At 72.1% G+C, this 15,436-nt stretch carries 16 protein-coding genes; 9 read left to right on the forward strand and 7 right to left on the reverse strand.

The features are described from left to right. Positions 1 to 35 precede the first annotated feature (35 nt). From ABIE67_RS26180 to ABIE67_RS26205, 6 genes are all read left to right on the forward strand, one after another. Positions 36 to 575 (forward strand): isoprenylcysteine carboxyl methyltransferase family protein, encoded by a 540-nt coding sequence (locus ABIE67_RS26180; protein ID WP_370261975.1) that lies wholly within the window; start codon positions 36 to 38, stop codon positions 573 to 575. Beyond that, on the forward strand, positions 572 to 1,585 hold the full coding sequence (locus ABIE67_RS26185) for an NAD(P)/FAD-dependent oxidoreductase (protein WP_370261977.1): 1,014 nt from the start codon (positions 572 to 574) through the stop codon (positions 1,583 to 1,585). Before ABIE67_RS26180 ends, ABIE67_RS26185 begins: the two co-directional genes overlap by 4 nt. A gap of 563 nt (positions 1,586 to 2,148) precedes the next feature. Then, positions 2,149 to 2,427: a hypothetical protein gene (locus ABIE67_RS26190; RefSeq protein ID WP_370261979.1), complete on the forward strand. Its 279-nt coding sequence runs from the start codon at positions 2,149 to 2,151 to the stop codon at positions 2,425 to 2,427. Between the two features lie 83 nt (positions 2,428 to 2,510). Continuing rightward, positions 2,511 to 2,912, forward strand: coding sequence for an ANTAR domain-containing protein (locus ABIE67_RS26195; RefSeq protein ID WP_370261982.1), 402 nt, complete (start codon positions 2,511 to 2,513; stop codon positions 2,910 to 2,912). Beyond that, on the forward strand, positions 2,909 to 3,265 hold the full coding sequence (locus ABIE67_RS26200) for a PRC-barrel domain-containing protein (RefSeq protein WP_370261986.1): 357 nt from the start codon (positions 2,909 to 2,911) through the stop codon (positions 3,263 to 3,265). Before ABIE67_RS26195 ends, ABIE67_RS26200 begins: the two co-directional genes overlap by 4 nt. 39 nt (positions 3,266 to 3,304) lie before the next feature. Continuing rightward, positions 3,305 to 3,664 (forward strand): ANTAR domain-containing protein, encoded by a 360-nt coding sequence (locus tag ABIE67_RS26205; protein ID WP_370261990.1) that lies wholly within the window; start codon positions 3,305 to 3,307, stop codon positions 3,662 to 3,664. 40 nt (positions 3,665 to 3,704) lie between these two features. Here ABIE67_RS26205 and ABIE67_RS26210 read toward each other — a convergent pair whose 3' ends face one another. Next, positions 3,705 to 3,941 carry a hypothetical protein gene (locus ABIE67_RS26210; protein WP_370269710.1) on the reverse strand — a complete coding sequence of 79 codons (237 nt, stop codon included), beginning with the start codon at positions 3,939 to 3,941 and terminating at the stop codon, positions 3,705 to 3,707. Here ABIE67_RS26210 and ABIE67_RS26215 point away from each other — a divergent pair. After that, complete coding sequence (locus ABIE67_RS26215; RefSeq protein WP_370268963.1) at positions 3,867 to 4,334, forward strand: sigma factor-like helix-turn-helix DNA-binding protein; 468 nt, start codon at positions 3,867 to 3,869, stop codon at positions 4,332 to 4,334. The two genes, ABIE67_RS26210 and ABIE67_RS26215, sit on opposite strands and share 75 nt — an antisense overlap. 77 nt (positions 4,335 to 4,411) lie before the next feature. Further along, the gene (locus tag ABIE67_RS26220; RefSeq protein WP_370261993.1) at positions 4,412 to 4,906 is read left to right on the forward strand and encodes a YhjD/YihY/BrkB family envelope integrity protein; all 495 of its coding nucleotides are present in this window, start codon (positions 4,412 to 4,414) and stop codon (positions 4,904 to 4,906) included. A gap of 196 nt (positions 4,907 to 5,102) precedes the next feature. Here the strand turns inward: ABIE67_RS26220 and ABIE67_RS26225 are convergent, their stop codons facing one another. Both ABIE67_RS26225 and ABIE67_RS26230 read right to left on the reverse strand, forming a co-directional pair. Further along, entirely contained in the window at positions 5,103 to 8,453 is a 3,351-nt protein-coding gene (locus ABIE67_RS26225) for a M48 family metalloprotease (RefSeq protein ID WP_370261995.1), read from the reverse strand. A 72-nt stretch (positions 8,454 to 8,525) separates the two neighbouring features. Beyond that, entirely contained in the window at positions 8,526 to 9,128 is a 603-nt protein-coding gene (locus tag ABIE67_RS26230) for a hypothetical protein (protein ID WP_370261997.1), read from the reverse strand. 209 nt (positions 9,129 to 9,337) lie between these two features. Here ABIE67_RS26230 and ABIE67_RS26235 point away from each other — a divergent pair, with 209 nt between their 5' ends. Beyond that, positions 9,338 to 10,777, forward strand: a complete 1,440-nt coding sequence (locus ABIE67_RS26235; protein WP_370261999.1) for a Tat pathway signal sequence domain protein — start codon at positions 9,338 to 9,340, stop codon at positions 10,775 to 10,777. Between the two features lie 336 nt (positions 10,778 to 11,113). Here the strand turns inward: ABIE67_RS26235 and ABIE67_RS26240 are convergent, their stop codons facing one another. The 4 genes from ABIE67_RS26240 to ABIE67_RS26255 all read right to left on the reverse strand — a co-directional run bounded on the left by ABIE67_RS26240 (position 11,114) and on the right by ABIE67_RS26255 (position 15,419). Further along, positions 11,114 to 11,953, reverse strand: coding sequence for a carbohydrate ABC transporter permease (locus ABIE67_RS26240; protein WP_370262001.1), 840 nt, complete (start codon positions 11,951 to 11,953; stop codon positions 11,114 to 11,116). Continuing rightward, positions 11,950 to 12,954, reverse strand: a complete 1,005-nt coding sequence (locus ABIE67_RS26245; RefSeq protein ID WP_370262003.1) for a carbohydrate ABC transporter permease — start codon at positions 12,952 to 12,954, stop codon at positions 11,950 to 11,952. Before ABIE67_RS26245 ends, ABIE67_RS26240 begins: the two co-directional genes overlap by 4 nt. Next, entirely contained in the window at positions 12,951 to 14,192 is a 1,242-nt protein-coding gene (locus ABIE67_RS26250) for a sugar ABC transporter substrate-binding protein (protein ID WP_370262006.1), read from the reverse strand. The genes ABIE67_RS26245 and ABIE67_RS26250 overlap by 4 nt, the downstream gene beginning before the upstream one ends. A 126-nt stretch (positions 14,193 to 14,318) precedes the next feature. Continuing rightward, positions 14,319 to 15,419 (reverse strand): LacI family DNA-binding transcriptional regulator, encoded by a 1,101-nt coding sequence (locus tag ABIE67_RS26255; protein WP_370262008.1) that lies wholly within the window; start codon positions 15,417 to 15,419, stop codon positions 14,319 to 14,321. Positions 15,420 to 15,436 lie beyond the last annotated feature (17 nt).

Below are 15,436 nucleotides of genomic sequence, written 5' to 3' on the forward strand. Positions count from 1 at the left end.
CGGACCGTCGAAGGACACGAAGGACATAGGGACACATGATCTGGTACGGACTGCTGGTGGCCGCCGTCGCCGCCGAGCGCCTCGCCGAACTCGGCGTCGCCCGCCGCAACGAGCGGTGGAGCACCGCCCGCGGCGCGACCGTGACCGGGCAGGGCCACTACCCGGCCATGGTCGCCCTCCACACCGGTCTGCTCATCGCCTGCCCGGCCGAGGTGTGGCTGGCCGACAGCCCCTTCGTACCCGCCCTGGCCTGGCCGATGCTGGCCGTGCTGGCTGGCGCCCAGGCGCTGCGGTGGTGGTGCATCCACACCCTGGGACCCCGGTGGAACACCCGGGTGATCGTCGTACCCGGCCTGCCGCTGGTGACGGGCGGCCCCTACCGGTGGCGGTGGCTGCGGCATCCGAACTACGTGGCCGTCGTCGCCGAGGGCGTGGCCCTGCCACTCGTCCACACCGCCTGGGTCACCGCGGCCGTGTTCACGGTGCTCAACGCCGCTCTGCTCACCGTGCGCATCCGCTGCGAGAACCGGGCGCTGGCCGCCGCGACCACCTCGACCACGACCGTTCCGGCGTGATCGACGTACTGGTGGCCGGCGGTGGGCCGGCCGGTCTGGCCGCCGCGATCCACGCCGCGCTCGCCGGCCTGGAGGCCGTCGTCGTCGAACCCCGGACCTCGCCCGTGGACAAGGCATGCGGAGAAGGAGTCATGCCCGGCGGTGTCGCCGCGCTGCGAGCACTGGGCGTCGAGGTCACCGGCCGCGAACTGCGCGGCATCCGCTACATGGACGGCACCACCCGCGCCGAAGCGTCCTTCCGTGGCAGCAACGGGCTGGGAATCCGCCGTACGACGCTGCACTCCGCACTGCACCAGCGCGCTCTCGACCTCGGCGTGCGCATGCTGCCGGGCAAGGTCGGCGAGGTGCGCCAGAACGCGGACACGGTCACCGCCGCCGGGACCACGGCCCGTTGGCTGATCGCCGCCGACGGCCTGCACTCCCCGGTGCGCCGCGGCCTGGGGCTGGAACTGCCGGGTCGCCCCCACGGCCGCTACGGACTGCGCCGGCACTACCGCGTCGAACCGTGGACGGACTTCGTGGAGGTCCACTGGTCCCGGCACGGCGAGGCCTATGTGACACCGGTCGGCGACGACCTGGTGGGCGTCGCGATCCTCAGCCGCAGCCGCCGCGGGTACGACGAGCACCTGGCCGCCTTCCCGGCCCTCACCGCGTCGCTGCGCGGCCCGGCCGCGACGGAGGTACGCGGCGCCGGACCACTGCGGCAGCGGGTGCGGCGCAGAACCGCCGGCCGGGTCCTGCTCGTCGGCGACGCCGCGGGCTACCTGGACGCCCTCACCGGCGAGGGCATCGCCCTCGCACTGGCGACCTCCGGGGCCGCCGTCCACTGCCTGGCCGCCGGGCGGCCGGACGAGTACGAGCGCACCTGGGCCCGGCTGACCCGCCGCCACCGACTGCTGACCGGAGCCCTGCTGGCCGCCGGCCGCCGTCCCGGCACCGCCCGCCTCATCGTCCCCGCAGCATCCCGCATGCCCCCGGTGTTCTCAGCCGCCGTCCACGCGCTGCAGTAGCGGCCGATTCCCCACCGCGACCGGACGCCTCCCGACGGCCGCCAGCACTCTTCGCGCGACCTGACAGGGCTAGGTTGCCGAGGCGGAGACAGGGGAACTGCGGCTGCACTGTGAGGTCGTTGCCGACGCCTCGCACTCCCTCACCGGAGCGCGAGGCGTCTGCGGTTCTACCGCCTCGTCGTCGAACCACTCCCACAAGGTCGAGCCGCGGATCCACCCGCCCTCCGCAAATCAACCAGGATCGGCTACTGGTCCCGCGACAGTGCGGCTCCACCGGGGACCGCAGGTGCGGGAGCGGCCCGTTTGGGGCGGGGCAGGTTCCGGCACTGATGCACGAGGTGCGCCCTCGAAGGAGCGCGAGAGGTGATCGACGCTGCCGGGGGCTCGGGCCGTAGCGCGCACGCTAGCCCTCGCCGCGCTCCCTGGACAGACGGCAAGTGGCCATCTGGTCCCGGGGGGCGCTGACGTGGGTCGCTATCCGCAACCTCGGGGGAGGGCTACGCTGTTCGTACTGGCCCCGGCCCCCGGCAGTGATGCTTTGTTCCGCTCCGGGGAGGCCCGCCGTGTTCGTTCTGCTTCTCATCCTGATCGTGGTCTTGTTCGGCCTCGGCTTCATCAACCCCATCTGGTGGGTGGCCGCGGCCGTGTTGGTCTTCGGCGCCACCCGGCACGGCCGTGATCGCGGGGGAGGGTGGATCCGTGACGACGGTTCCGATCTCGGGGGCTACCGGGACTACGAGAACCGCCGGGATCGTCAGGACCGCTGGAACCGTCGCTACAGCCGTCGGCACCGGGCGCGCTGGAGGCGCGAGGACCGTCGGGACCATGAACGCCGCGGGTGACCGATGAAGTTGCCCGGCATCCAGAGATTCCGGGGCGGCTTCAGCCACGCCGGACGCACGGACATCGTGGAGAGGCAGATGCCATGCATCGCACAACCTTGCTCCCAGAGAATTGGTGGGATGTGGCGGCTGAGGCCGGGGCGGAGAATGCGGCCGGTCAGGATGTCGTCGCACTGCGCGCCGAGAATGATCAGCTGCGGCGGGCACTGGCCGGCCGCTGGGTCATCGATCAGGCGTGCGGCATGGTGATGATCCTTGCCCCCTGCGGCCGTGGGCCGGCCAGGAACCTGCTGGTGGGCATCTCGCGGCAGTGCAACACCAGTCTTCCGGACGTGGCTGCGGCCGTGGTCGCTGCCTGGGAGGGGGAGCCGCTCTCGCCGCTGATGCAGCGGGCGCTGCGGCGTGCGCTGCGGCGGCTTTACGCGGAAGGCCGGGGGTGCGACTCGCCACCGGCGGACGAGCCGTCCGGAAGGAGAAGGTCATGATTCACGCAGCCGACGTCCGAGAATGGCGCAACCGCGATGTCGTCGACACCGAGTCGCGCAAGATCGGGGTTCTCGAGGCGGTCTATGTGGACACCACCACCGATGAGCCGGCCATGGCCACGGTACGGACCGGACTGCCCACCCGGCACCGTCTGGTCTTCGTCCCCCTCGAGGACGCGATCGCGGGGCCGGACTACCTCAGGGTCGGCTATGTCAAGGCGCTGGTGAAGCAGGCCCCTTCGATCGGTACCGACGACGTGCTGCCCGCCGAGCAGGAGGAAGCAATCTTCAAGCACTACGGACTGGCCTACAAGCCCGGTGCGGCCGGAGAACGGCAACTGGCGCGCCGCTGACCCCCTATGGATGGGATGACTGCCTGTGAGGTACGCACCGTGCGCCAGCTGACCACGCCCCGCGAAGAACAGCGGTTGTTGACGGCCGTGGCGTCGGCGGAGGAAACGGCTCTACTGACCGAAGTCGTCGAACTGCGCGCCAGGAACGAGCAGTTGGGACGCGCGCTGGCGAGCCGCGCAGTGATCGACCAGGCACGCGGCATGGTGATGGCCCTGGCCCCATGTCCCAGCGACAGGGCCTGGGACCTGTTGGTGGACGTGTCGCAGCACTGCAACATCAAGCTCCGGGACGTGGCCGCGGCCCTGGTCGCCACGACCAAGGACGAGGCGCTCCCGGAACCGATACAGCGGGAGCTGCGCCGGGGGCTGCGGTGCCTCCATCTGGCAGACCGGCGGTGACGGCATGCGTGCCCGGCAGACGGCACCGGGAGCTGTGAGCTCAACTCTCCGGTGCCTTCGTCAGCCGGGTGACCGTGGTGGCCTGGTAGGCGCGGGAGCGGGCGAGGGTTCCGGTGAGGAAGGCGGCGACGAGCCGGGTGCGGGCGAACCCGGCTTCGACCTGATCGTCAAGCGTGAGGCGCTCCGCCCGCTGCTGCGGGCGCTGCCCGAACGCGAACGGCAGACCCTCTGCATGCGGTTCCTCTGCGGGATGACACAGCACCGCATCGCCCTGCAACTCGGCATCTCCCAGATGTACTGGCCGTCCGGATCGCCCTCGGCAGCCCCGGCGGGACGGCGGACCGCCAGGGCGCGCGGCCCCAGGTCGCGGCACAGTCCAGGCTCTGGTCGACACAACAGCGGCGAACCGTCCCGCCCCCGCCACCGACCGCCCAGGGGGCATGTGGAGCGGCGGTCCGCTGCTGCTCGTGATCGGCATCAACTGGGTCGGCGCCCTGCGAGGGTGCCTGCGCGCGGTGTGGGAGAAGGAGCAGGACCCGGGAAATCCCATCCTGCTCAGGGTCAAGGACGCCATGGTGCTGGTCGGTCTCGGCGCGGTCGGGCTGGTCGCGCTCGGCAGTTCCGTATGCGCCAACATCGCCGTCGGCTGGGCCGCCGACAAGGCCGGTAGCGAGGGCGGGGCGGGCTCTGCTGTTCTTCGCCGGCCTGGTCATCGCCCTGGTTGTCGACTTCCTACTGCTGGTCTACGTGCTCACCCGGCTGGCGCGGGTGCATCCCGGCCGGCGTGCGGTCGTGGTCGCCGGGCTGATCGGTGCGGTGGGCTTCGAACTGCTCAAGTGGCTGCTGACCGGCTACCTGCAGGGCGTTGCGGGGAAGAGCATGTACGGCGCCTTCGCCGTGCCGGTCGCCGTCGTGTTGTGGATCAACCTCATGGCCAGGCTGCTGCTGTACTGCGCCGCCTGGACAGCGACAGAGACGGGGACGGCGGTGCGGTCCGGCGAGACAGCCGAGGGCGAGGGCTCGGAGCCCGACATCAGCCCCGCAGCCGCCGCCGCACCACAGTCGGCGTCAGCCGGCAGCGGCGCACCAGCAGCACCGCGCCTCCAGAAGTGCCAGGACATGATGCTGCCCGGGCATGTCCGGCGCTCTGCGCGGCACTTGGGCGGACAGCACGAAACGCGGCGACCGACAGCCGCCGGGTACGGCAGTCCATGCACCGCCCCAGGAGGTGGCTTCGCTTGACGGAGCCGAACAGTCCGAACTGCCGGTATACCCGTGTTGTGCCGTCCATAGGCGTCCGCGCTCCCCTTGCGCTCCCCGCCTCTTGGCGATGCGATGAACCGGCCTGCACAGCTCCTTGGCGACACCGTGGTGGCGCGGCTTGTCGAGATCACACATACGAGACGATGGCCCTCTGTCATCCGTCGTCTGGGTTCCGTCACGCCCCAGGCTCGGTGATCGCCAAAAGGCCCACGGCCACGACCATGTAGTTGCCGCTCGCGACCGTGAGGTCGGCGATGCCGATCTGGGTGAGGGGCTGCGAGCCGGAGGTGAGGCCGGCTTGGCAGAGGCGGGCGCCTCGTTCGGCGTGCTCGATCATGGTTTGCCACTCGTCGGAGAGCTTGGCCACCGGTGGCCGGTAGTCGGCGGCGATCACGCCTCCGTCCAGGCCCCAGTCGTCGCAGATCGGTTGGTACACGGACTTCGGGTACTGGCCGGTCGTCTTTGTACCGGCGAGGGCTTTGGCGAGCGCCTTGTAGTCCCTCGCGAGGTAGTTCATGACCTGTCCGCCGCCGCCGTTCAGCCAGGTGGTGACGGCCTCCCGCTGTTCCGCCTTGGCCCGGGCGGCGGCGGCCCGTTGGCCCGGGCCGGTGTTCGGGTCGGTGGTGGCGACGAGGTGCTGCTGGCCGGTGAGGAGCAGCAGCGGGGCCGTGCAGGCCACCAGGACGTAGGCCCGGCGGGTGAGCCGGTGGACCTTGCGGGTGCCCGGCCGGGCGGGGGCGAGCCGGGCTGTCCGGCGGCGTACGGCGAGCACGCAGAGGGCCGCCACCGCGAGGACGGGCAGGCCGATGCCGGCCAGCCGGGGCAGGAGGATGCCCTGGGCCAGATCCCAGGTCGGGCCGGGACGTACCGCGCAGGTGCCGGCCAGCACGGCCAGCCCCGGGACGCAGCCGTCGAACACGCTCAGCGCGAGCGTGCCGGCCAGCCCGCCGAGGAACACCGATCCTCCGGCGACGAGGACGAGAGGGAACCGGAACCTGGTGAGCACGGTGGCCAGCGCCGTGCAGGTGATCAGGGACAGTGACGTCCACAGCGCCGTCTTCTGCGCCCAGTCGGCGAACAGGGCGGTATCCGGTTCGGGGCGAACGGCCGCCAGGGCGGCCCTCGTTGCGGCGGCCGTGAGCAGACCGGTCGCCGTACCCAGGGCGGCCCACACGAGCATCCGACGCCGGGCCCGGCCCCGGCCTGCGGCCTTCCGGCCGCGTGGCCGTTCGTCGCCGGCCTGGGGCCGGCGCGGTGCGCGCGGTCGTCGGCGGGTGCGCAGGGCCGTGACGGGGCGGTTCAGGGTGAGGCCGACGAGGGCCGCCAGGACCACGGCGTAGAAACCGAGGCCGAGCATGTACGGGGCGACCAGGACGTGGATCATGAACCAGCCCGGCGCCCCGTACCAGAAGCAGCCGGAGCCGGAGACCTCGGTTCCGGGTACGCAGCCCTGGGTGGCGGTCAGTAGCAGGGTTCCGGCCAGGCCCAGAAGGAGAGCCGAGCCTCCCGCCGTCAGGGCGAGCGGCAGGCGGTGCCGGGACGTGGTCGCGTACACCACGCACACCGTCAGTGCCACGGCCGCGAACACGGCCAGGACGGTGATCACCGACACGTGCATCTGCCAGGCCCCGCCCCGCAGACCGGCGGGCGGCCGGTCTGCGTGCAGCCACAACCGGGTGGCCAGGACGACGAGCACGCAGAACGCCCCGCCCGCGGCCGCCCTCGCGAGCAGCCAGCGCAGCGGCGGCAGCGAGCCGTTCAGATCGGGCCACGGTCCGCTCGGGCGTGCGCGGCGCAGCCAGCGGGCCGCGTCGGTGCCCTGCCCCCGGCTCCACACGGCCAGCGGGAAGAGCCACAGCACCGTCCCGCCGACCAGGATCAACGGCTCGGACGTGACCGGCGGGACGAAGGCGAGCCACTTCAGTACGTCGAGGTAGTGGAGCTGGTCGGCCGGCGTGTTCGGGTACATCCCGGGGAGGAGGGAGTCCCAGTCGATCGCGGCCAGGAAGTTGCCCTCCTGGAACAGATGGCCGCGGCCGAGCCACCAGGCGAACCATCCGCCGAACACGAGGAACAGCGCGGTCAGTCCGAGGAGATGACTGGGCATCAGCGAGCGGCCGCGGCAGGTGGTGACCCACAGTTCGGCGGACTGGGCGGCCCACCACAGCAGTACGGCCGTGCCCGCCACCAGGGCGAGCAACGCCTGCGGTGCCGGGGGCAGCCAGCCCGCCCCCGCGTGGCGGAAGGTCAGCAACTCCCCGCACGCGAGGCCGAGTCCGAGCCACAGGCCCGCCCGCAGTCCCGAGGGCGCCGGCAGCCGGGTGACGACCGCGTACGTGACGGCCCGCCACACCGCCACACCGGCGATCGCGGTGACCAGTCCGGCCGTGGTCCAGTCGGTGACGTCCGCGTACCACTGCCCCGCCGCCGACGGGCGCTGCACGACGAGGTCCACGTCCACGAACGCCACGATGGCGACGACGCCGGTCAGGAACATCGTCGAGGCCCGGACACCGAACATCGGTCCCGGTTCGAGCAGTGAGGCCGTGCGTTCCGTCCAGGCCGGGTGGGTGCGCCAGGCGGCGGCCAGGCCCCGCAGCGCCCGGCGCATCCTGCCGAGCCCGGTCTCCGGCGCGAGCACGGGCAGCCCTCGCCGGCCGCCGCTCCAGCGGGCGGCGTCCAGATCCGCGTACAGCTCGCGCGTGCGCAGCACATCGGCCCGGGCGAGGAGGATGAGGGCGAGGAGACACGCCACGCGGAAGAGCCCGCGCAGCGCCAGGGACCAATGGTCCTGCCAGAGGCCGGCCAGCTCGGTGAGCGACCGGTCCCAGGGCTGCGGGTAGAGGGCGAGTACGGCGCAGGGGAGGAGGACGAGGACGGCGACCGCGCGCCACAACGCCTCGGCGGCGTAGGCGACGCCGACGTCGCGGTTGCGGATGTGGGCCAGTTCGTGGAGGACGACGAACCGGAACCCTTCGGGGTCGCGGGCACGTTGTACGAGGAGACCGCCGTGCAGCAGGACGGTGTGCGATCCCCAGCGGCCGAAGGCGGCGGCGCTGGGCGTGGCGGCGAGGTTCAGCCGGAAGTCGGGTCGTTTGACGAGCCCGGCCCGGTCCACCAACGCGTCCAGCTCCGCGCGGAGTTCCGGGTCGGTGACCGGCAGGACGTGCGAACGCCGCTTCTTCCAGGCCGGCGTCAGTACGTGGATCAGACACGCGGCACCGAAGACCACGGCCGTACCGGCGCCGACCAGCAGCCTGCGCGGAGTTCCGCCGTCGACCAGGTCGGCCGTGTAGATCGACAGCAGGCTCACACAGGCACCGGCGATGAGCATCACGAGGAGGGCGAAGCGTAAGTGGGTGCCGGCGGCCAGCACTCTGCGGTCCAGGTCGGCGCCTGCGCCCACGCCCACGCCTGAGTCGGCGCCCACGCCCCAGTCCGTGCCAACGCCCGGGCCGGTTCCCACGTCCGAGTCGGTGCCCGGCTCCGGGCCGGTGCCGGTCGCCGTCGCTGGTATGTCCGTCATCTCGTCCGTCGGTCGTCGGTCGTCAGTCGTCAGTCGTCAGTAGTCGGTCGTCAGTAGTCGGTCGGCCGCCGGTCAGCCGTCAGTCCTGGCGGGCCCGGAAGGCCCGGCGGACCCGGCGTCCGTGCCCTCCCCGGCCCCGTCGTCCGCGGCGGAGCCGGATGTGTCCGACGCGTCCGGTGCTTCCGGCGCGTCCAGTGCGTCCGCCCCGCCCGACGCGTCCGGCGCGTAGACGGCCAACTCATGGAAAACAGCGTTCGCGATCGCCGTAGCCCGGCCCGGTTCGATGCCCGCCTCGGCGCACTGGTCGAGGACCTTCCCTCGAACCAGGCTGATCTGCTCCCTCGACAGCGGAGGGACGATGGTGGGCTCCTCCGTGCCGCCCCGGCGGTTCCGGCGCCCCCGCCACCAGCCGCGCACGCCCTCCGTCGTCGACTCGGCGACGGTCTGGGCGGTCTGCCGGGCCAGCTCGGTGAGCACCAGCCACAGGATGGGGACGACGAGTGCCGTCGCCACCTCCAGGCCGAAACCCAACGCCTCGCGTGTGCTGTTGCCGGGGGCCAGTCGCTTGTTCCTGGCCGCCGGGGGCACCTGCTCGGCGGCGTCCAGCAGGACCAGCTCTTCGGGAGCGTGCTCGGCGATGACGTTGCGGACGACGTGTCTGACTTCGGTCGCCATGGGATTCCAGACGGGGGAGGGGACCTCTATGGGCTGTGGGCGCAGCAGCGTACAGAGCATGCTCCGCGGACGGAAATCGGAGCCGGTCCCGGGTTCCCGCGTCAACTGCTGTGCGCCGCCCGGACGTTGACCCGCCCCACCCGGCCCAGCAGAATGACCCCGCACTTGTGAGAGCGCTCTCAAGGCCGCAAGGGAGAACCATGAACGGCATGACCGGCGTGACCCGCATGACCGACGGACAGGGACGAGGACAAGGCCCGGCGCTCAGCCGCCGCACCCTCCTGGGAGCCGGTCTCGGCGCCGCGGTGCTCACCGCGGCCGGGGCGGGATCGGCCCAGGCCTACGCGGCCGGGGTCGCTGCCGGGGCCGGGGCGGACCGTGCCCGAGGCGCCTCCGCCCAGCGCCGCGGCCACGCCTTCCTCGCCGCCGCCATGGACGCCTACCCGGACCACGGGAGCATCCGCCTCGCCCAGAGCTACGCCGACCAGGCCGGTCTGTTCAGTACGGCCTTCACCTACGACAACGCCCTCGCCGTCCTCGCCCACCTCGCCGCCCGCACCGCCGACGGGCGGGCCCGGGCCGTGGCGCTCGGCGACGCGCTGCTGTACGCCCAGGAGCACGACCCGGCGCACGACGACGGCCGGCTGCGGCAGGCGTACAACGTCGGGCCGTACACCTTCTACGACGGCTCGCCGCAGCCGGACGGGTTCGTGCGGGCGGACGGCAGCGTCAATGTCGGGACGCAGTTCGGGTTCACGGGGACGGCCGTGGGGGACATGGCCTGGGCCGGGATCGCGCTCAGTGCGCTCGCCGGCCGGACCGGGGAGCGGCGGTTCCTCGCCGGTGCCGTGCGGATCGGGGAGTGGATCGAGCGCAACGGTCGTACCGACGAGCCCCTCGGGGGATACAAGTTCGGGGTCGACGGGACCAACCAGAAGCTGCCCTTCACCTCCACCGAGCACAACACCGACCTCGTCTGCCTCTTCGGGCGGCTGGCCAGGCTCACGGGGGACGGGGTCTGGCGGGAGCGGAGTGCTCGTGCCCGGGCGTTCCTGGAGAACGTGTGGGAGGCGGACGGTGGCTTCTTCTACACCGGCAGCAACGACGGGGTGACCGTCAACAAGTCGCCGATTCCCGAGGACACCCAGACCTGGACCTACCTCGCCCTCGACTCCCGCTCCCACGCCCGGTCGCTGGACTGGGCCGCGCGCGAGCTGGCCGTCCTCGACCACGCCGAGCGGCGCAACAGCACGGTGCCGGCGGGGCAGTCGTACGACGGTGTCACCTTCAGCTCGGCCAGTCTCCTCGCGAACGAGGACGCCCCGAACGCCGACTCCCAGCCCAGGCCCGACCGCAACGGTGTGTGGTTCGAGGGGACCGCTCATCTCGCGCTCGCCCTGCGGGAAAGGGACGGGCGCGGCGACGAGGCACGGGCGCGGCGGCTGATCGACTCCGTCGAGCGGGCCCAGGACCTGCTCGGGGTTGGTCAGACCGTCGGTGGGCGGACGCTTCCCGAGCGGTCCGGGGTGGTGTCGGCCAGCAGCCCGCTCGACACCGGGTTCGGGTTCGGCTACTACCCGTACCGGCATCTCGGGGCGACCGCCTGGTATCTGATGGCGGCCGCGCGCGCCAACCCGCTGCGGGTCTGAAGCGCCGGTCACGCGGCACCTCACTCCCGCTGCGGGTCTGAAGCGCCGGTCACGCGGCACCTCACTCCCGCTGCGGGTCTGAAGCGCCGGTCACGCGGCACCTCACTCCCGCTGCGGGTCTGAAGCGCCGGTCACGCGGCACCTCACTCCCGCTGCGGGTCTGAAGCCCCGGTCACGCGGCACCTCACTCCCGCTGCGGGTCTGAAGCGCCGGTCACGCGGCACCTCACTCCCGCTGCGGGTCTGAAGCGCCGGTCACGCGGCACCTCACTCCCGCTGCGGGTCTGAAGCCCCGGTCACCCGGCACCTCACTCCCGCTCTGGGCCTGAGGTGCCGGTCACCCTGCGCCTCGCCCCCGCCCGCCGCCCGCCGTCAGCCCGCCCACGATGAAGCGCTGGAAGAGGGCGAACACGCAGACCACCGGGACGCTGATGAGGGTGGCGGTAGCCATCAGGGCGCCCCACGCGGTGCCGTGCTGCCCGACGAAGGCGTTCAGCAGGACGGTGACGGGCTGGACGTCCGGGCCCTCGGCCAGCGTGAGGCCGAAGAGGAACTCGCCCCAGCCGATCAGGAAGCACAGCCCGGCCGTGGCGACCAGGCTCGGCGCCATGACCGGCAGGACGACCCGCCGCAGCACGCCGGGCAGCCCGCAGCCGTCGACCAGTGCGGCCTCCTCCAGCTCCGGCGGGAAGGACCGCAGGACAGGGCGCAGCACGATCACTGCGAAGGGCAGGGTGAGGGTGGTGTCGGCGGCGATCAGGCCGAGGTAGCTGTCGTCGAGACCGGCCCGGCGTTCCAGGATGAACAGGGGTGCCGCCAGCACGATGGCGGGCGGCAGTTGGGCGACCAGCAGGGCGAGCACCATCGCGCCCGAGCCGCGCATCCGGACGCGGGCGAGCGCGTAGGCGAGCGGGACGCCGAGGAGGAGCGTGAGGGCCACGACCCCGCTGGAGATCACCAGGCTGTTGAGAAGGGCTCGGGGCAGCCCTTCGTAGTCCAGTGCCGTCCGGTAGTTCTCGGAGGTGAGCGGGGCGGGCAGCCACTGCGGGGTCGGGGTGAGAATCCGGTCCGGGCGGGTGAGGCTGGTCTTGGCCATCCAGTACACCGGCAGCAGGAAGGCCGCGGTGATCAGCGTGGCGACCGCGGTGAGCAGCCAGGGGTGGCGGGGAGGTTTCACGTGGAACCACCCACCGCGTCCTCGCGCCGCAGTCGTCGTACGTAGAAGACGCCCGTGAGCAGAGGTACGACGAGCAGCAGCAGCCCGGCTGCGGCGCCCTCACCGAACCGGAAGAACCGGAAGAAGACCTCGTAGACGTAGAGGGACAGCACGCGCGTGGCGTCGACCGGGCCGCCTCCCGTCATGACGAAGATCAGGTCGAAGACCTTGAAGGTGTAGAGGAGGCCGAGCAGGAGGACGGTCACGGAGACCGGGCGCATCAGGGGAAGGGTGATGCGGCAGAAGCGCTGCCAGGCGTTGGCTCCGTCGAGGGCGGCGGCCTCGTGGAGCTCGGGGTCGATGGTGTGCAGGCCGACCAGGAGCAGGAGCATGTTGAAGGGCACGCCGACCCAGATGTTGGCGAGGATCACGCCGGACAGCGCGGTGGACGGGTCGGTGAGCCAGTCGTGCGCGAGGGCGTCCAGGCCGACCGCCCTAAGCAGGGCGTTGTAGGCGCCGGACTCCGCGTCCAGCAGCCAGCGGAAGAGGGTGCCGCTGATGATGGGCGGCAGCAGCCAGGCCACCAGGAGCAGGGAGCGCAGGAGTCCGTTCAGCGGGAACGGGCGGGCGAAGAGCAGGGCCAGGGCGAATCCGAGCGAGAACTGGCAGGCCAGTGAGCCCAGGGTGAAGAGCAGCGACAGGCGTACGGAGTGCCAGAACGCCGGGTCGTCGAGGACCGCCCGGTAGTTGTCGAGGCCGTTGAAGCGTGCGGCCCCGCCGAGGAGGCCGCTCAGCCGGACGTCGTGGACGGAGGTCCAGACGTTGTAGAAGAGCGGGTAGACCAGGAACAGGGCGAGGAAGGCGAGGCCCGGGAGGCAGAACAGGTAACCCGTGCGGCGGCGGCGCGCGGAGGGCCCTCGGCCGGGGCCGGTGACTGGCCCGGGGCCGGGTCCGGGCCCGGCCGGCGAGAGGCCGGCCCTTCTGCGGCGGATCTCCTGCGCGAGGGCCTGGCGCCCTCTCACCGCTCGCCCAACGCCTTGTTGATCTTCCCGGCCGCCGTTTTCGCAGCAGCCGAAGGCGCCGCCGAGCCGGTCAGTACAGCCTGCTCCGCCTCCGCGATCGCCTGCGAGGCGTCGGCGTAGTGCGCGCCGTACTGGCGTGGGCGCGCCACGGGCAGCTGGCTCAGGAAGAGCCGCAGGGCCGGGTCGGAGGCCCATGCGCCCCGGTCGGCGAGGTCCTTGCGGGCGGGCAGGTTGCCGAAGGAGACGAGGTACGGCGTCAGCACCGACGGGCGCTGCGTGTACTCCAGCACCTCCCATGCCTTGTCCAGATGGTCGCTGCTCGCCATCAGCACCCAGTTCTCCCCGCCCAGGCAGGTGGCCGCCTCCTTGTCGCGGGGCAGGGCGACAACGGCCCAGTCGAAGTCGGCCTCCTTCAGCGTCGGGATCTGCCAGGGACCGTTGATCTGCAGGGCGGCCCGCTGGTTGAGGAACCTGGTGTTGACGTCCTGCTGCGTCCAGCCCACGCACTGCTCGGACAGGGAGCCCTTGGCGACCAGGTCGTCGAGGAAGGACAGGGCGGTGGCGCCGTCCGTGGCGAAGGTGTCCAGGTCGCCGCCCGCCTGCCACAGGAACGGCAGGAACTGGAAGACGCCTTCCTCGGTCCTGATCGCGCTCAGCGCGAGACCGTACCGGTCCCCGCTGGTCAGCCGCTCCGCGGCGGAGGCCAGCTCCTGCCAGGTGGTGGGCGGTTCCACGGCGGCGTCCTGGAGCATCCGGGTGTTGTAGTAGAGGGCCAGGCAGTTGCTCTGGTTGGGGATGCCGAGCGCCCTGCCGTCGACCTGGCAGCCGTCCCAGGGGCCTTTGTAGTACTGGTCGGCCTGGCCCCACTCCTCGACCCGGTCGGTGAGGTCGGCGAGCAGATCGCTGCCGCCGAGCGTGTTCATGGAGACGTTGTCGACGATCGCGATGTCGGGCAGGTCACCGGAGATCGCGCCCAGGGTGATCTGCCGCTCCAGCTCCGCGAACGGGAAGGTCCGCCGTTCGATCCGTACGCCCGGCACCCCGGCCTCGATGTCCTTGATCAGACGGGTCATGCCGGGCTGGAAGTTGTCCAGGGTGAAGTAGTCCCACCAGGTGAGGGTGGTCGTGCTCGGCGCGTCGGAACCGCCGCAGGAGGCCAGCGCCCCGCCGAGGCCGAGAGCGGCGGCTCCCGCACCGGCGGTCCGCAGGAAGCCGCGGCGGTCGACCGGGTACGACATGGTCCCCTCCAGGGGTGTTCGGAGTGGCTGGGCAGCTCGATGGTTCGGCAGGCCGGTGGGTCGGCAGGCCGGTGGGTCGGCAGGCCGGTGGGTCGGCAGGCCGGTGGTTCGGCATACTCCGACGTATCAGAAATCCAGGTCGAAATCGGGGAATTCGGGCTCGGGTTCCGAACCGGGTACGGGATGGCACCGGCCCGTGCTGGCCCGCAGCGTGATCAGCGGCTTCAGCAGGACGTGCCGGGGTGTCGAGCCGGGGGAGCGCAGGCGTTCCACCATCAGCTCGACGGCGACCCGGCTCATCTCCTTGGCGGGGATCTCGGCGGCGGTGAGCTGCGGGGCCACCTGCTCGGCCCAGGGGCTCGCCGCCACCCCGACGACCGAGAAGTCACGCGGCACGCTGCGGCCGTGCCGGTTCAGCCCGCGGTAGACGCCCTCCAGGGCCGCCTCGTTCATGGTGACCAGCGAGGTGGTGGCCGGGTCGTCCGCGAGGATCCGCGCCACGACCTCCTCGCCCGAGGCGAGGTCGTCGCCGCACAGGTAGGCGCGCGGCTCGTGGCCCAGGTCCGTCATCGCGGTGGTGTAGCCCTCGTGGCCGAGCCGGGCGAAGCCGTAGCCGACGTTGAACAGCTGCTCGGACCGGTTGACGAAGGCGATCCGGTGGTGGCCCAGGTCGGCGAGGTGCCGTACACAGCCGCTCGCCAGCCCGGCGAAGTCCAGATCGACCCAGCCCGCCCCGTCGCAACGGTGGTTGCGGCCGATGGCCACGAACGGGAAGCCCGCCTCGGCCAGATGCTCGACCCGGCCGTCCTCGCGGCGGATCTCCATCACGATCACGCCGTCCACGCGGGGCTCGCCGGCCTCCTGCCGTTCGCCGTCCCGGTGCCGTTCACCGTCCCTGTGCCGCTGCCGCTCACTGCCCTCCGGCCGCTGCCCGACCCCGTGCCACTCACCGTCCCCGTGCCACTCACCGTCCCCGTGCGGCTCACTGCCCTCCGGCCGCTGCCCGACCATCCGCCGGAACGAGGCGTCGTCGTCGGTGTCGGCGGGGGAGAGCAGCATGTCGTAGCCGTACGCCGCGGCCGCCTCGGCGACACCGCCGATGAAGGCGAGCTGCATGGTGGTGTAGTCCCGCTTGCGGCCGGACGGGGGGTAGAGCAGCCCGAGGGTGTGCGTGGCGTGGCCTTCCCCGGCCGGTGGCGTCGTGGGGTCGCGCATGCGCTCGGTCATCTCGTGTGCTCGGTCAT

The sequence above is a fragment of the Streptomyces sp. V4I8 genome (assembly GCF_041261225.1).
Lineage (GTDB): Bacteria > Actinomycetota > Actinomycetes > Streptomycetales > Streptomycetaceae > Streptomyces.

Excerpts from the sequence above, each read along its gene's own strand:
- ABIE67_RS26180 (WP_370261975.1), top strand. The coding sequence starts at position 36 with ATGATCTGGTACGGACTGCTGGTGGCCGCCGTCGCCGCCGAGCGCCTC.
- ABIE67_RS26255 (WP_370262008.1), bottom strand. The coding sequence starts at position 15,419 with ATGACCGAGCGCATGCGCGACCCCACGACGCCACCGGCCGGGGAAGGC.
- ABIE67_RS26250 (WP_370262006.1), bottom strand. The coding sequence starts at position 14,192 with ATGTCGTACCCGGTCGACCGCCGCGGCTTCCTGCGGACCGCCGGTGCG.
- ABIE67_RS26230 (WP_370261997.1), bottom strand. The coding sequence starts at position 9,128 with ATGGCGACCGAAGTCAGACACGTCGTCCGCAACGTCATCGCCGAGCAC.
- ABIE67_RS26235 (WP_370261999.1), top strand. The coding sequence starts at position 9,338 with ATGACCGGCGTGACCCGCATGACCGACGGACAGGGACGAGGACAAGGC.
- ABIE67_RS26225 (WP_370261995.1), bottom strand. The coding sequence starts at position 8,453 with ATGACGGACATACCAGCGACGGCGACCGGCACCGGCCCGGAGCCGGGC.
- ABIE67_RS26200 (WP_370261986.1), top strand. The coding sequence starts at position 2,909 with ATGATTCACGCAGCCGACGTCCGAGAATGGCGCAACCGCGATGTCGTC.
- ABIE67_RS26195 (WP_370261982.1), top strand. The coding sequence starts at position 2,511 with ATGCATCGCACAACCTTGCTCCCAGAGAATTGGTGGGATGTGGCGGCT.